At 66.9% G+C, this 15,871-nt stretch carries 14 protein-coding genes; 11 read left to right on the top strand and 3 right to left on the bottom strand.

Going from position 1 to position 15,871, the window contains the following annotated elements; all coding sequences use genetic code 11:
* Window positions 1-3: 3 nt before the first annotated feature.
* Window positions 4-1,326 (bottom strand): HNH endonuclease signature motif containing protein, encoded by a 1,323-nt coding sequence (locus JX552_RS20990; RefSeq protein ID WP_205873826.1) that lies wholly within the window; start codon window positions 1,324-1,326, stop codon window positions 4-6.
* 109 nt (window positions 1,327-1,435) lie between these two features.
* Window positions 1,436-2,311 (bottom strand): ribokinase, encoded by an 876-nt coding sequence (locus JX552_RS20985; protein ID WP_205873825.1) that lies wholly within the window; start codon window positions 2,309-2,311, stop codon window positions 1,436-1,438.
* A gap of 70 nt (window positions 2,312-2,381) precedes the next feature.
* Here JX552_RS20985 and JX552_RS20980 point away from each other — a divergent pair, with 70 nt between their 5' ends.
* The 6 genes from JX552_RS20980 to JX552_RS20955 all read left to right on the top strand — a co-directional run bounded on the left by JX552_RS20980 (window position 2,382) and on the right by JX552_RS20955 (window position 10,526).
* The gene (locus tag JX552_RS20980; protein ID WP_205873824.1) at window positions 2,382-3,137 is read left to right on the top strand and encodes a hypothetical protein; all 756 of its coding nucleotides are present in this window, start codon (window positions 2,382-2,384) and stop codon (window positions 3,135-3,137) included.
* Between the two features lie 150 nt (window positions 3,138-3,287).
* Complete coding sequence (locus JX552_RS20975; RefSeq protein ID WP_205873823.1) at window positions 3,288-5,468, top strand: adenylate/guanylate cyclase domain-containing protein; 2,181 nt, start codon at window positions 3,288-3,290, stop codon at window positions 5,466-5,468.
* On the top strand, window positions 5,468-6,916 hold the full coding sequence (locus JX552_RS20970) for a mechanosensitive ion channel domain-containing protein (RefSeq protein ID WP_205873822.1): 1,449 nt from the start codon (window positions 5,468-5,470) through the stop codon (window positions 6,914-6,916). Before JX552_RS20975 ends, JX552_RS20970 begins: the two co-directional genes overlap by 1 nt.
* Window positions 6,916-8,187 (top strand): glutamate-5-semialdehyde dehydrogenase, encoded by a 1,272-nt coding sequence (locus JX552_RS20965; RefSeq protein ID WP_205873821.1) that lies wholly within the window; start codon window positions 6,916-6,918, stop codon window positions 8,185-8,187. The genes JX552_RS20970 and JX552_RS20965 overlap by 1 nt, the downstream gene beginning before the upstream one ends.
* Window positions 8,188-8,208: 21 nt before the next feature.
* Complete coding sequence (locus JX552_RS20960) at window positions 8,209-9,084, top strand: AAA family ATPase (protein WP_065133807.1); 876 nt, start codon at window positions 8,209-8,211, stop codon at window positions 9,082-9,084.
* Window positions 9,084-10,526, top strand: coding sequence for a vWA domain-containing protein (locus JX552_RS20955; protein WP_205873820.1), 1,443 nt, complete (start codon window positions 9,084-9,086; stop codon window positions 10,524-10,526). The genes JX552_RS20960 and JX552_RS20955 overlap by 1 nt, the downstream gene beginning before the upstream one ends.
* Window positions 10,527-10,602: 76 nt before the next feature.
* Here JX552_RS20955 and JX552_RS20950 read toward each other — a convergent pair whose 3' ends face one another.
* Entirely contained in the window at window positions 10,603-11,595 is a 993-nt protein-coding gene (locus tag JX552_RS20950; protein ID WP_205878595.1) for a class I SAM-dependent methyltransferase, read from the bottom strand.
* 233 nt (window positions 11,596-11,828) lie between these two features.
* Here JX552_RS20950 and JX552_RS20945 point away from each other — a divergent pair, with 233 nt between their 5' ends.
* From JX552_RS20945 to octT, 5 genes are all read left to right on the top strand, one after another.
* Window positions 11,829-13,295 (top strand): PE family protein, encoded by a 1,467-nt coding sequence (locus JX552_RS20945; protein WP_205873819.1) that lies wholly within the window; start codon window positions 11,829-11,831, stop codon window positions 13,293-13,295.
* Window positions 13,296-13,393: 98 nt separating this feature from the next.
* Entirely contained in the window at window positions 13,394-14,059 is a 666-nt protein-coding gene (gene nadD / locus JX552_RS20940) for a nicotinate-nucleotide adenylyltransferase (protein WP_205873818.1), read from the top strand.
* Complete coding sequence (gene rsfS / locus JX552_RS20935; protein WP_205873817.1) at window positions 14,056-14,439, top strand: ribosome silencing factor; 384 nt, start codon at window positions 14,056-14,058, stop codon at window positions 14,437-14,439. The genes nadD and rsfS overlap by 4 nt, the downstream gene beginning before the upstream one ends.
* A complete protein-coding gene (gene gpgP, locus JX552_RS20930; RefSeq protein ID WP_205873816.1) occupies window positions 14,436-15,107 on the top strand; it encodes a glucosyl-3-phosphoglycerate phosphatase in 672 nt (223 codons plus the stop codon). The genes rsfS and gpgP overlap by 4 nt, the downstream gene beginning before the upstream one ends.
* Complete coding sequence (gene octT / locus JX552_RS20925; protein ID WP_205873815.1) at window positions 15,094-15,837, top strand: diglucosylglycerate octanoyltransferase; 744 nt, start codon at window positions 15,094-15,096, stop codon at window positions 15,835-15,837. The genes gpgP and octT overlap by 14 nt, the downstream gene beginning before the upstream one ends.
* The last annotated feature ends 34 nt before the right edge of the window (window positions 15,838-15,871 follow it).

Here is a 15,871-nt window from a genome sequence, read left to right as displayed (position 1 = left end):
CGGTCAAACCGGTTCGTCGTCTTCGGGTGCGAAGAGTTTCTCCGGGTGGTGGAACGTGTTCACTCTCGGTTGGCCGTGATCGAGGTGGGCGGGTGGGATCCATTGGGTGTCGCCTTGGGCGTTTTTGCGGGTGGTCCAGCCCTTCTCGGCGAGGCGATTATCCGGTCCACAGGCGAGGGTGAGGTCGTGGATGTCGGTGTAGAAGGAGTGGGTCCACCCGGAGACGTGGTGCACTTCGGCGTGGTAGGCGGGTGCGGTGCAGCCCGGGCGGGTACAGCCACCCTCCTTGGCGATCAACATCATTCGCTGGGCCAGGTTGGCAAACCGCTTGGTGTGAAACAGCGCCAAAGGCTTGGCCTGGTCGAAGACGGCCAGGTAGTGGTGTGAGGTGGCGGCCCAGCGGATCAGGTCTGTGACGGGGACCCGGGTGCCGCCGGCGGTGCGGACCTTGCCGGCTCCGGCTTCGAGGTCTTTGAGGGTGGTGGTGACGATGATGGAGACGGGTAGCCCTTTGTGGGTGCCCAGCTCGCCGGAGGCGAACAGTTCCCGGATCGCGGTGACCATGCCGTCGTGGTTGCGTTGGGGTTGGCTGCGGGTGTCGGGCGCGCGCTCGCCGTCGGGGTTGGCGGTGCCGGGGGCGGCGAGTTTGGCCCAGGCGGCTTCGATCAGGGCGCGCAGTTCGGGGGTGATCAGGCCGCTGATGCGTGACATGCCGTCGTATTGCTGGGGGCCCAGGGCCAGGCCACGTGTGCGGGCGCGTTCTTCCTCGGTGTAGTCGCCGTCGGGGTGCAGCAGCTCCATGAGTTCGTGGGCGTATTTGGCGACTTGGTCGGGGCGGAAGTCGCAGGCTTTGCCGGCGAGGTCTTTTTCGGCCGCCTCCCAGGTGCCCATGTCGATGGTGCTAGGCAGGTGGGCGATGAAGGAGCGGATCACCTTCACGTGTCCGTCGCCGATCCGGCCCTCGCGTTGGGCGGCGGCGGTCGCGGCCAGCTTGGGTGCCAGCGGCTCCCCGGTGAGCGTGCGGCGCTGCCCGAGCTCTTCGGCTTCGGCGATGCGGCGGTTGGCTTCGGCTTTGGTGATGCGCAGCCGATCAGCCAGGGCGGCCGGCAGTGCGGCGCCGAGTTCTTCTATAGTGGCGGCGCCAAGGTGGGTGATCAGCGCGTGCTGCGGGGTCCGTAGCCGGCGGGCCACCTTTTCCAGGCGCTCCATGCCGCGCATCCACTCCGGGGTGGTGAACGCATCAAAAGTCAGGCCACACAATCGATCTAACTCAGCATCGAGTGCGTTGAAGACCTCCACGATCTCCTCACGCGTGCTCGCTGCCATACCCCAATTCTACGATCGGGCACCGACAAGTTCGGATTGCTGCGAAGGCCGAATCTTGTTGCTATCGAGAGTGAATCGAGTTCCGGCGCCGAGCATCACCTGGGTCCCGTTACTGACGTGACAACCCCGAGACTGCGGCCTCGATAGCGGCAGCGTCCGGTGCGCAATCACCGGCACCGCGCACCAGGGTCGCCAACGCACCGGCTGCGCAGGCCCGTACTAGCGCCGCGCGCCGGGTGCCGGGGGACCCGGAACGAGCGGGCCAACTCGCGGCCAGGACACCCGTGAAGACGTCGCCGGCGCCCGTGGTGTCCACCGCAGCCACACCCGGGGCCGGCACCTCGAACTCGCCATCGGTGCCGACATAGCGGGCACCGCGCGCCCCCAAGGTGACCACCAAATGCGCAGGCCGCCAACGCCACAGTCTGGCCTCGTGCTCGTTGGCGATCACGACGTCGGCGACGCCGGCCAGCTCGGACAGCGCGTCACCGCCCTGCCCGGCGGGCGAGACGTTGACCATCACAACCGCGCCGGCTGACTTCGCGTGCCGTGCGGCCGCCAGTGCCGTCGACACGGGAATCTCCAACTGAGTCAACAACACATCGCAGTCGTCGATCGCAGTCGAGGACACCGACAGCGCCGCGTTGGCGCCCGGAGCCACCACGATGGTGTTTTCCCCGTCCGCATCGACCACGATGATCGCCGTGCCGCTGGGCCCGTGCCGACGGACGACGCCGTCCACCCCGACCCCCGCAGCCCGCAGGTGGGCCAGCAACCGCTCGCCGGCGGAGTCGTCACCGACCGCTCCGACGAACCGCACGTGCGCGCCGGCGCGTGCCGCCGCGACCGCCTGATTTCCGCCCTTGCCGCCGGGTGCGTACGCCAGCGACGACGCCAGCACCGTCTCACCCGGACGCGGCAGACCCGCGACGTCCAGCGTCAGATCCCAGTTGATGCTGCCCACCACGCAGACCCGCGTAGACATGTCGTCGAGGTTAGTTGTCAACGGAGAAACTTGGGCACGGTAGCCGCGCGGCCCCGGCTACGGTGCCGCCATGCAGTCGTTGATCCCCGTGCTGAGCTGGGGCATCCCAGCCGTCGCCACGGTGTTCGTCGCCGTGAGCTGCTACCGGATCAAGAAGCCGCGGCTCGCCGGTGCGGAGCTGACCGCAACGGCGCGGGTGGTGTCGGTGCACTCGACCGGCACGATGATCGACGACCGGGACGTCTGCAAGATCATCCTCAGCGTCGAAATTCCCGGCCGCGATCGGTACGAGGCGACGGTCAGGCAGGCGGTTCACCCGATCTCGATGGCCGCGATCCAGCCGGGCTCGATCGTCGGAGTTCGAGTCGATTCCAGCAGACCGCGGCAGGTCCGGATCGAGCCCGGCGGGCCGGTACGCCGGACGGCGATCACCGGGCCGCCGAGCGTCGCAGCCCTGGCCGCGGCGTACAACGAGCACAAGCAACGGCACGGCGGTGCGTCGGGACGCTGGGCGTCGGCAGTGCACTTGCTGACATCGGGTCAGCGGATACCGGGCGTCCTGCGGTCATTCGCCGCGACGGGAAATACGTTGCGGGGCTTAGGCCGAGAGGCAACCGCCATGCCCGAGCTTCTCGACGCCCCGCAGTACGTCATCGAGATGGAGTTCAGGTTCCCGAATCTGGCGCCGATCGTCGGGCGAAGCGTCCAATCGATACCAGACGAGCACGTGCCCTATCTGGCGGCCGGGCTCGAACTCCCGTGTGCGGTCGATCCTTCCGATCCCGCACATCGGTTCGTCGTGGACTGGGAGCGGGCCGTCCACTGAATGCCATCGCGCCGGCCATCACCGATCGGTGAATTCTCGGACACGCACCGGCGTCGCTTTTCAGCAAAACGCCGATATCGGCCGGTCTGAGCGCTACTCTGCACCGTGATCGGGGACCCCGTGACAGACCGGTGGCAGGAGGGAAGCCGATTGACGTCGGGTGAGCCAACAGAATCGGAACCGGAGGCACCACGCGCTCCGGGGAAGAAGCGCGTCCGCCGTCTTCTACCAGGCTTCCGTTTCCGGATCAGCATCCAGTCCAAGATCCTCGTCGCGCTCCTGTTGTCGAGCATCCTGTCCATCGCGGTCATCGGCTACATCGGCGCCATCTCCGGACGCAACGCCTTGCGCGAGGTCGAGTCCGAGCGACTCATCGAGTTGCGCGAGTCCCAGAAGCGGCAGATCGAGGCGTTGTTCCGCGAGGTGACGAGTTCGCTGATCGTCTACAGCGGCGGCTTCAGCGTCGACCAGGCCGTCATCGCGCTGACCGCGGGCTTCAATCAACTGAACAACGCGACGATCAGCGGGCCGCAACAACAGGCGCTCGCAAACTACTACCAAGAACAGATGATCAAGCCTATTCAGCGGGTAACGGGGGAAGAGCTCGATCTCAACGCGCTGCTGCCGAAAACCAACGCCGAGAAGTACCTTCAGGCCAACTACACCGCCGCGACCAGGCCCAACACCGACCCGCCGGTGGATCCGGGTGACGGTAGCGCCTGGTCGGCCGCCAATGTCCGCTTCGATTACTACATGCGCAGTATCGTCAACCGATTCAATTACCGGGACGCCCTGCTGTTCGACATGGACGGCAATGTCGTCTACACCGTGGACAAAGGGCCTGACCTCGGCACCAACATCCTGACCGGGCCCTACCGTGAATCGAATCTGCGCGAGGCATACCTGAAGGCGTTGCGCTCCAACGACGTTGAGTTCGTCTGGATCACCGACTTCGAGCCGTACCAGCCCCAGCTCGACGTGCCGACCGCGTGGGTGGTTTCGCCGATCGGTCTGGACGGCAGGTTCGACGGCGTGATGGCACTGCCGGTGCCGATCGCGAAGATCAACTACGTCATGACCGCCAACAAGCAGTGGAAAGCCGCCGGCATGGGCGCTGCGACCGAGACATACCTGGCCGGCCCGGACGGTCTGATGCGTTCCAATTCAAGGCTTTTCTTGGAGGACCCGAAGCAGTACCGGCGCGAGGTGGTCGCGGCCGGCACCGCCCCCGATGTGGCGGACCGGGCCATTCGGCTGGGCGGTACGACGTTGGTGCAACCCGTGCGCAGCGCCGGTCTCAAGGCGGCGCAGCGTGGTGAGACCGGAGTGACGATCGGCACCGACTACACCGGCAACAAGGAGCTGGAGGCCTACGCGCCGCTGGTCGTTGCGAATTCGGATCTGCAATGGTCGATTCTGGCGACCCGGGACGACTCCGATGCTTTCGCGCGAATCGGGAGATTCACCAAAGCGCTTGCGGTCGCTGTCGCGGCGATGGTCTTCGTCATCTCTGTGGCGGCCATGGTCATCGCCCAGGCGGCGGTGCGACCGCTGCGCCGCCTGGAGAAGGGCGCCCAAAAAATCAGCTCCGGCGACTACGAGGTCAATATCCCGATCACTTCACGTGACGAAATCGGGGATCTCACAGGCGCATTCAACGAGATGAGCCGTAACCTGGCGATCAAGGAAGAATTGCTGAACGAGCAGCGCCGGGAAAACGATCGGCTGCTGCTTGCGCTGATGCCGGAGTCGGTGGCACAGCGGTACCGCGAGGGTGAAGCCACCATCGCGCAGCAGCATCAGGACGTCGCCATCATCTTCGCCGACATCGTCGGACTCGACGAGATCTCGAGCAAAGTTGCGGGCGACGAACTGGTCGGGATCGTCGACGACCTCTTCCGCCAGTTCGATTCGGCAGCCGAAGCCCTTGGGGTGGAACGAATTCGCACCTTCCACAACGGCTATCTGGCCAGCTGCGGGGTCGTCACACCACGCCTTGACAGCATCCACCGCAGTGTCGAGTTCGCTCTCGAGATGCGGCGGATCATCGAGCGCTTCAACAACCAGAGCCGACACGTGTTGCGCCTGCGGGTGGGTATCAACACCGGCAATGTGGTCAGTGGATTGGTGGGCAAGTCCGGACTCGTCTTCGACATGTGGGGTGCCGCGGTCAGCCTGGCCTACCAGATGCACAGTGGCTCACCGCAACCCGGCATCTATGTCGCATCGCAGGTGTATGAGGCGATGCGCGACACGCGCCAATTCACGCCGGCCGGCACGATTTCCGTCGGTGGTGCAGAGCAGGCCATTTACCGCTTGTCGGAGCGATAGTGAACTTCTTCCACTCGGATTGGTTCTATTGGGCGATCGGTGTGGCGATCGGATTTCCGGTCGGCCTGATCCTGCTCACCGAGCTGCACCACATCCTCACCCGCCGGGGTAACCGGCTGGCCCGCCAGGTCGGGGTGATCCGCAACTGGCTGCTGCCGCTGGGGGCACTGTTACTGATCCTGGTCAAGGCCTCGCAGATCTCGGCGGGTGAAGTCCCGGTGCGCATTCTCACCACCGTGTTCGGCTTCCTGGTGTTGGTGCTGTTGCTGTCCGGGCTCAACGCGACGGTGTTCGAGGGAGCGCCGGAGGACAGCTGGCGGAAACGGCTCCCGACGATCTTCTTGGACGTCGGCCGCTTCGCCCTGATCGGGGTCGGACTGGCAGTGATCCTGTCCGTCATCTGGGGGGTGCGGGTCGGCGGGGTGTTCACCGCGCTGGGCATCACGTCGGTGGTGATCGGCCTGATGTTGCAGAATTCCGTCGGCCAGATCGTCTCCGGCCTGTTCATGCTCTTCGAGCAGCCATTCCGGATCAACGATTGGCTGGACACCCAGAACGCCCGGGGTCGCGTCATCGAGGTGAACTGGCGCGCGGTGCACATCCAGACCGGCGGCGGACTGCGGATCATGCCGAACTCGATGCTGGCGACCACCGCGTTCACCAACCTCAGCCGCCCACCCGGCCCGCACAAATGCTCGGTCAACACCACGTTCGCCGCGGGGGATTCGCCGGACAAAGTCTGTGCGATGCTGACCCTGGTGGCCAGCGCACTGCCGCTCATGATGCCTGGGACCGCACCGACGTCGGTCGCGCTGGGAGGCGGTGAGTACCGCACCACGATCAGGGTCAGCTCGCCGGCCGACGAGGGCCCCACCCAGTCCACCTTCGTGCGCTGGATCTGGTACGCCGCGCGCCGATGGGAACTGCATCTGGACGGAGCGGACGATGACTTCTCCACTCCGGACCGCGTCATGAAAGCGTTACGCACCGTGGTCGCCACTGAACTGCGCCTCACCCTGGCTGACCAACAGTTCCTTGCGCCGTATGCCAGGGTCGTGCGCTACGGCACCGACGAGATTGTGCAGTACGCCGGAATGGTGCCTACTGCGATGACCTTCATCGTGGCCGGCAGGGTGCAGATGACAGTGACGGACGCGGACGGGGCTGCCCTGCCTTTCGCCACCCTCAACGAGGGCTCGTTCATCGGGGTCACCGCTCTGACACGGCAACCTAACCTGGCCGGCGCCTATGCCCTCGAGGAAGTCACCGCGCTGGAGATCGAGCGCGAACACCTCGAAAAGATCGTGATGGACAAGCCGATGCTGCTGCAGGATCTGGGCCGGCTGATCGACGAGCGACAGAATAAGGCGCGATTGGCCCGTCGTGAACGTGCCAAGGCAACGACCGCGGTCGCACCCGGTGGGCTAAAGCCCGATACCCTGGGGTAATGAGTCTGCAAGCACCGGCCCGCAGCGGCGCGACCCAGCAGCAGAATCCCGATCTACGCCAAGAGGTGCACGCCGCCGCCCGCCGTGCCCGGGTGGCCGCCCGCGTCCTGGCGTCGATCCCGACAGTGGTCAAAGACCGCGCGCTGCACGCCGCCGCCGATGCGCTGCTGGCCCGTGCGGATCAGGTCCTGGCCGCCAACGCCGAAGACCTGGATGCGGCACGCGCCGCCGGCACCGCCGCCGCCATGCTCGATCGGTTGGCGCTCAACCCGCAGCGCATCGACGGAATCGCCGCCGGTTTGCGGCAGGTCGCGGGACTGCCCGACCCGATCGGTGAGGTACTGCGCGGCTCGACCCTGCCCAACGGGCTGCAGCTACGCCAGCAGCGGGTTCCGCTGGGCGTGGTCGGAATGATCTACGAGGGTCGCCCTAACGTGACCGTGGACGCGTTCGGGCTGACCCTCAAGTCCGGTAACGCAGCGCTGCTGCGTGGCAGCTCGTCGGCGGCCAGGTCGAACGAGGCGCTGGTCACGGTGCTGCGCGGCGCCCTGGAGAGCCAGGAGCTGCCCGCGGACGCCGTCCAATTGCTGTCCTCGGCCGACCGCGCCACCGTCACCCACCTGATCCAGGCCCGGGGTCTGGTCGACGTGGCGATCCCGCGCGGGGGAGCGGGCCTGATCGAGGCCGTCGTGCGGGATGCGCAGATACCCACCATCGAGACCGGTGTCGGCAACTGTCACGTCTATGTGCACGAAGCCGCCGACCTCGACGTCGCCGAGCGCATCCTGCTGAACTCCAAGACGCGGCGGCCCAGCGTCTGCAACGCCGCCGAGACGCTGTTGGTCGACGCCGCGATCGCCGGGGAGGCGATGCCGCGGTTGCTCAACGCGCTGGAGACCGCGGGCGTCACAGTCCACTTGGACGCAGGGGAAGACGACCTGCGCCGCGAGTACCTGGCGATGGACATCGCGGTCGCGGTCGTCGACGGGGTGGACGCCGCGATCGCGCACGTCAACGAGTACGGCACTGGCCACACCGAGGCCATTGTCACCACCAATCTCGCTGCGGCGCAACGGTTTACCCAGCAGGTGGATGCGGCTGCCGTGATGGTCAACGCCTCCACCGCGTTCACCGACGGCGAGCAGTTCGGCTTCGGCGCCGAGATCGGCATCTCCACCCAGAAACTGCATGCTCGCGGCCCGATGGGGTTGCCGGAACTGACCTCGACCAAGTGGATCGTGTGGGGTGACGGCCACACCCGTCCGGCCTGAAGTCTCAATCAAAGGAGCCCCATGAGCGTCCCTGCGCGGCCCGTGCCGCTGTTCGCCGACATCGCTGACGTCTCGCGCCGGCTCGCCGAAACCGGCTACCTGCCCGACACCGCCACCGCGACCGCGGTCTTCCTGGCCGACCGGCTCGGCAAACCGCTGCTGGTGGAAGGGCCCGCCGGCGTCGGAAAGACCGAACTCGCCCGGGCCGTCGCCCAGGCAACCGGGTCGGGCCTGGTCCGATTGCAATGCTACGAGGGCGTCGACGAGGCGCGAGCGCTCTACGAGTGGAATCACGCCAAGCAGATCCTGCGTATCCAGGCCGGCTCTGGAGACTGGCAGTCCACCAAGGACGACGTATTCAGCGAGGAATTCCTGCTGCAGCGTCCGTTGCTGACCGCGATCCGGCGCACCGAGCCGACCGTGCTGCTGATCGACGAAACCGACAAGGCCGACATCGAGATCGAAGGCCTGCTGCTGGAGGTGCTGTCCGACTTCGCGGTGACGGTTCCGGAACTGGGCACCATCACCGCAACCCGCACACCGCTGGTCGTGTTGACCTCCAACGCCACCCGCGAGCTGTCCGAGGCGCTCAAACGGCGCTGCCTGTTCCTGCACATCGACTTCCCGACCCCCGAGCTGGAACGGCGCATCCTGCTCTCGAGGGTGCCCGAACTGCCCGAGCATCTGGCCGAGGAACTTGTGCGCATCATCGGCGTGCTGCGCGGCATGCAGCTCAAGAAGGTGCCGTCGATCGCCGAGACCATCGACTGGGGACGCACGTTGCTGGCGCTGGGCATGGACACCATCGACGACGCGGTCGTCGCCGCCACACTCGGCGTGGTCCTCAAACACCAGTCCGACCAGCAGCGGGCGACCGGTGAGCTGAGGCTGAACTGATGGCCAGTCGGCGCATCCGTCCGTCCCGGCCGCTGGCGCCGCACGGCTTGCCCGGACATCTGGTCGGCTTCGTGGAAGCGCTTCGGGCGAGCGGAATTTCGGTAGGTCCGTCCGAGACAGTGGACGCCGGCAGGGTGATGGCCACCCTGGGCCTGGAGGACCGCATGGTGCTCCGCGAGGGCCTGGCGTGCGCGGTGCTGCGCCGACCGGACCACCGCGAGACCTACGACGCGATGTTCGACCTGTGGTTCCCCGCGGCGCTGGGGGCCCGAGCGGTGGTTTCCGAAGACGGCGGCGAGTCCGATCCCGAAGGGCTGCCTCCCGACGATGTCGAGGCGATGCGGCAGATGCTGCTGGACCTGCTGGCCGACAACCCCGACCTGGCCGACATGGACGAGCGACTGGTCCGGATGATCGCCCGCATCGTCGAGGCATACGGCAAGTACAACTCCTCTCGCGGTCCGTCGTTCTCGTCATATCAGGCGCTCAAGGCGATGGCGTTGGACGAACTGGAAGGCAAGCTGCTGGCGGGGCTGCTCGCCCCCTACGGCGACGAGCCCACGCCCAGCCAGGAGCAGATCGCCAAGGCAATTGCGGCGCAGAAGATTTCCCAGCTGCGGAAGATGGTGGACGCGGAGACCAAGCGTCGCACCGCCGAACAGCTGGGCCGCGAACACGTTCAGATGTACGGCATTCCGCAGCTGTCGGAGAACGTCGAATTCCTGCGGGCATCCGGTGAGCAGTTGCGTCAGATGCGCCGCGTGGTGGCGCCGCTGGCCCGCACGCTGGCCACCCGGCTGGCCGCCCGGCGGCGCCGCTCCCGCGCCGGGTCGATCGACCTGCGCAAGACCCTGCGTAAGTCGATGTCCACCGGCGGCGTGCCGATCGACGTCGTGTTGAAGAAGCCGCGCCCGGCGCGGCCGGAGCTGGTGGTGCTCTGCGATGTGTCGGGTTCGGTCGCCGGTTTCAGCCACTTCACTTTGCTGCTGGTTCATGCGCTGCGACAACAGTTTTCGCGGGTTCGCGTCTTCGCGTTCATCGACACCACCGACGAGGTGACGCACATGTTCGGGCCGGAGGCCGACCTGGCGGTGGCCATTCAGCGGATTACCCGGGAGGCCGGCGTGTACGCCCGCGACGGCCACTCGGACTACGGCAACGCGTTCGTCTCGTTCGTGCAGGCGAACCCGAATGTGTTGTCGCCGCGCAGTTCACTGCTGGTGCTCGGCGACGGGCGCACCAACTACCGCAATCCGGCCGTCGACGTGCTCGCCGACATGGTCAACGCCTCCAGGCATGCGCACTGGCTCAACCCGGAGCCCAGACACCTCTGGGGCAGCGGGGATTCGGCGGTGCCCCGGTATGAGGAGGTCATCACGATGCACGAGTGCCGGTCGGCCAAACAACTGGCCACGGTGATCGACGCGCTATTGCCGGTGTAGCCTTTCCCGGTCGAGCGGATGCAAAAGCCCCCCGGAACGCTTGTTCCAAGGGGCTTTTGCGTCTGCTCGCCGAGGTTCAGCGGGTCTTGCGGAACACCAGCCAGCGCATCTCGATGGGGCTCTTGTCGCGTTCGACGGGGAATACGTCGAGACCGCTGACCCAGTCGGCGTACCAGCTGGTGGGTGGCCAAGCGCCGGACGGCAAGTTGGTGCTCTCGTATTCGTACACCGAGTCGTCGGCAATCAGTTCCAGCGGCAGGCCTTCGGCCCCGGTTGCCATCTCTTGGCGCGAGAACATGCCCGTGTACGCCTGCTGCCCGAATTCCCGCGCCGCGTCGTCGAGTTCGTAGCCGTAGCGCGGCAGGAAGGTGTTGAACACCAACTGCCCCCCGGGCGCCAGGCAGGCGGCGGCCAGTTCGAACAGTCTGCGCAGCTGCTGCGGCGACCGGAAATCGGGCACCACTTCCGAGAGCAGGATCAACTGGTAATCCTGGCGCAGGTCGTCGGTGGTCTCGAAGACGTTGCGCACGATGACCCGCACGTCGAGACCCTCCTGGCGGGCCTGCGTCCGGATGATTTCGGCGAACTTCGGCGTCAGCTCCACCACGTCGACGGGGTGTCCGCGCCGGCCCAGGGGCAAGGCGTTGCGCCCGGTTCCCGCGCCGATGTCGAGCACCGGATGGGCGCGGACGTCGGCGGCTTCATTGGCCAGCGCCCACACCCGGGCGTCGGGCTCGGTGCCGAACAGCGGTGGTTCCCGGGTGCTGATCCAGTTCTCGTAGGCTTCGGCGACGGTGAACCACCGGGCGTTGACCTGGTAGTGCAGGGTCGGGCCGACCGGCGCGTTGTAGCTGATCACGATGTTGGAGCGCTGCGAAATCGAGTAGGCCTCGGCCAACTGGTTCTGCAGCACGGTCCGCAGGTGGGCGAGTTCCTCGTCGTTGAATTGCCGGCCTACGCCCGCGAAGATGCGGCTGCACATCTCTACGTACTCGTCGAGCAGGCTCGGTACGGCCGGCAGCGAAATCTCGCCGGTGACCACGGATCGGCTGAAGAACCGCCGGGTCATGGCGTCTTTCCACTCTTGTTGCTGATCTACGGCGGCTGGCAGCGAATTTTCCACAGCACTCCTTCTACACGATCGTTCGCTCTGATGGGGGGCATCGACGCAATTGGACGCCGAACCGCAAATGGACGCCGAATACCGACACCGCCGATGTTTGGCCGAAACGGCCAGAATGCCGGGCGGTAGCGATACGATCCGCCGATCGGGCCAGGTAAACCCAGCGACGGGAGCTGGATGTGTCGTACGTCATTGCAGCGCCGGAATGGGTAACCGCTGCGGCCGGGGATCTGGCAAGCATCGGATCGACCATCAGCGCAGCCAACGCGGCCGCGGTGTTTCCCACAACGGGTGTGCTTGCCGCGGGCGCTGACGAAGTGTCGGCGGCCATCGCAGCGCTATTCGGCATTCACGCACAGTCCTATCAGGCTCTGAGCGCCCACGCCGCGGATTTTCATTCTCAGTTCGTGCGGATGATGACCGGTGGGGCTGAGGCGTACGCGGCGGCAGAGGCGACCAATGTCCAGCAGGCTTTGCTCACTGCGATCAACGCGCCTACCCAGGCGCTGTTCAACCGCCCCCTGATCGGCAACGGCGCCAACGGCGTCGACGGCACCGGCGAGGCGGGCCGTCCCGGCGGATTCTTGGTTGGCGACGGCGGCAATGGCGGCTCCGGCGGTATCGGTCAGAACGGCGGCGCCGGCGGTGCGGCCGGGCTGTTCGGTAACGGCGGTAGCGGCGGACGGGGTGGCAACAATGCGGCCGGCGACGCGGGCAGCGGTGGACTTGGCGCCGGAGGTGGTCTGCTGTGGGGCAACGCCGGCAACGGCGGCGCGGGCGGCACCTCCAACACCGCTACCGCCGGCAACGGCGCCAACGGCGGGTCCGCCGGACTGTTCGGAAACGGCGGGGCAGGCGGGGCCGGTGGGTTGTCCTTCAGCATGGGCGGGGGCAGCGGCGGTAGCGGTGGCAACGGTGGGCTGCTGCACGGTAACGGCGGAAACGCCGGCGGCAGCCTCTCCGGAATTGGTTACGGCGGTGCCGGCGGGAACGCCTACCTGTTCGGCGACGGCGGTGACGGCGGCACCGGCACCCCGGGCGGCGCCGCGGGCAGGGCGGGGCTGCTGATTGGCAACGGCGGCAATGGGGGCAACGGTTTGCCCGGAGCCAATGGCGGTCTGCTATCAGGTGACGGCGGTGATGGCGGCGGCTCTATCAGTACCGCGGTCGCGCCCGGGGCCGGTGGAAATGCCGGGCTGTTCGGAAACGGCGGCGCCGGCGGCGCAGGGTTCGGTCGGGCCGGCGCCGACGGCGGATCCGGCGGATGGCTGTCGGGCAACGGCGGTGCCGGCGGCGACGGTGGCGACAACGTCGGAAGCAACCCCGGGTTCGCCGGTGGTAACGGCGGTAATGCCGGGCTCTACGGCAACGGTGGGGCCGGCGGCACCGGCGGGTTCGGCGGCATGCTCGGCAACGGTGGGACCGGCGGCAACGGCGGGCGCGGCGGAATCATTGGCGACGGCGGGCGGGGCGGCGACGGAGGACCCGCTTTCGGAACCACTGTTGCAATCGGGGGCAACGGCGGCAACGCACAGTTCATCGGTAACGGCGGAGCCGGCGGAAACGGGACCAACGGCGGCGCCGGCGGCAGCGGTGGTACCCGGGGCCTGCTCGCGGGAACAAACGGAACTCCCGGACAGGCGTGACTGAACGGGCGTGACCCGCGGAACACCGGCGTTTCTGCTGCTCGCGCCGCAACCGCCAACCCGACTGCGGCGACGTTGCTCCAGTAAGCTGGCAAACCATGCAAAAGCGGCTGCGCAGGCTGGGGGTGATGGGCGGGACGTTCGATCCCATCCATTACGGCCACCTGGTTGCTGCCAGCGAGGTCGCACACAAGTTCTCGCTCGACGAAGTGGTGTTCGTGCCGAGCGGGCAGCCGTGGCAGAAGGACCGCCGGGTATCGGCGGCCGAGGACCGGTACCTGATGACCGTGATCGCCACCGCCTCCAACCCCCGCTTCTCGGTCAGCCGCGTCGACATCGACCGAGGTGGCCCCACGTACACCAAGGACACGCTGCGGGATCTGCAGACCCTCAACGCGGACTCCGAGCTGTACTTCATCACCGGAGCGGACGCGCTGGCGTCCATCCTGACCTGGCAGGGCTGGGAAGAGATGTTCGAGCTGGCGCGTTTCATCGGTGTCAGCAGGCCCGGCTACGAGCTGCGCCACGATCACATCACCGAAGTTCTGGGTGAGCTGCCCACCGAAGCGTTGACGCTGGTGGAGATTCCCGCCCTGGCGATCTCTTCGACCGACTGCCGGCGGCGGGCCCTAGAGCGCCGGCCGCTGTGGTACCTGATGCCCGACGGCGTCGTGCAGTACGTCACCAAACGACGCCTCTACCGCACCCCCGAGAGGAGCGAGAACCCGACCGCCCCCAGCGTGACGGCCGGAAACAGCACATGAGCGCAAATCAGGAAGCGATCGACATGGCAACGGTGGCCGCCGCCGCTGCGGCATCGAAGTTGGCTGACGACGTCCTCGTCATCGATGTCTCGGGCCAACTGGTCATCACGGACTGCTTCGTCATCGCCTCGGCGTCCAACGAACGGCAGGTCAACGCCATCGTCGACGAGGTCGAGGAGAAGATGCGCCGAGCAGGCTACAAGCCGGCCCGGCGCGAGGGCGCCCGCGAGGGCCGCTGGACGTTGCTGGACTACCGCGACATCGTCGTGCACATCCAGCACCAGGACGACCGCGACTTCTACGCACTGGACCGGTTGTGGGGCGACTGCCCGCTGGTGGCGGTCGACCTGGGGGAGCAGCGGGACGGAACTGCGGAATGAGGGCGCGCCGGCTGGTGATGCTGCGGCACGGGCAGACCGACTACAACCTCGGCAGCCGGATGCAGGGTCAGCTCGACACGGACCTCAGTGAGTTGGGCCGCGCCCAGGCCGTGGCCGCCGCCGACGTGCTGGGCAAACTCCAGCCGTTGCTGATCGTGTCTTCGGATCTTCGGCGTGCGTTCGACACCGCGACCAAGCTCGGCGAGCAGACCGGCATGCCCGTCCAGGTGGACCCCCGGCTGCGGGAGACCCACCTGGGTGACTGGCAGGGTATGACGCACACCCAGATCGACGCCGATGTCCCGGGCGCTCGGTTGGCGTGGCGCGAGGATGCGGCCTGGGCGCCGCATGGCGGTGAAAGCAGGGTCGACGTCGCCGCCCGAAGTGTGCCGCTGGTGGCCGAGCTGGTTGCCGGCGCGCCGGAGTGGGGTGGCACGGGCCAGCCCGAGCGCCCGATCGTGCTGGTGGCTCACGGTGGTTTGATCGCCGCGTTGTCGGCCGCGCTGCTGAAGATCCCGGTTGCCAACTGGCCCATCCTGGGGGGCATGGGTAACTGCAGCTGGGTCCAGTTGAGCGGTCATTCCGAGGACGATGCCGGTTTTGCGGACATCCGCTGGCGACTGGATGTGTGGAACGCTTCGGCGCAGGTGTCCAATGACGTCCTCTGACCCTGGGGCCAGGCCCACCCTGTTGATCTTCGCCGACTCGCTGTCCTACTACGGTCCCACTGGCGGCCTGCCCGCCGACGACCCGCGTATCTGGCCTAATATTGTTGGCGCTCAACTTGATTGGAACGTTGAACTGATCGGCCGGATTGGCTGGACCTGTCGGGATGTATGGTGGGCGGCCACCCAGGACCCGCGGTCCTGGGCGGCGCTGCCGAAGGCCGGCGCGGTGATCTTCGCCACCAGCGGCATGGATTCGCTGCCATCGGTGTGGCCCACCGCAGTGCGGGAGTTGATCCGATACGTCCGGCCGCCCTGGTTGCGGCGCTGGGTGCGCGACGGCTATGGCTGGTTGCAGCCGCGGCTCTCGCCGATGGCCAGGTCCGCGCTGCCGCCGCAGCTGACCGCGTATTATCTCGAACGCACTCGCGGGGCAATAGATTTCAACCGTCCCGGGATCCCGGTCGTGGCGTCGTTACCCTCCGTGCACATCGCCGAGACCTACGGCAAAGCACACCACGGGCGCGCGGCTACCGTCGCGGCGATCACCGAATGGGCCGATCAGCAGGGGATTCCACTGGTCGATCTGAAAGCGGCTGTCGCCGAGGAAATTATGAGCGGGCGCGGAAATCCGGACGGGATCCACTGGAACTTCGAAGCCCATCAATGCGTCGCCGAGTTGATGCTCAAAGCACTCGCCGAAGCCGGAATTCCGAACGAGAAAACGCGCTGATTGTTGGCCAGCGCCGGCGACGATGCAGCGCGAA

It is taken from the genome of Mycobacterium gordonae (assembly GCF_017086405.1).
Lineage (GTDB): Bacteria > Actinomycetota > Actinomycetes > Mycobacteriales > Mycobacteriaceae > Mycobacterium > Mycobacterium gordonae_D.
Note: the sequence above shows the minus strand (reverse complement) of the source record. Positions and strands in the feature narration are given on the sequence as shown.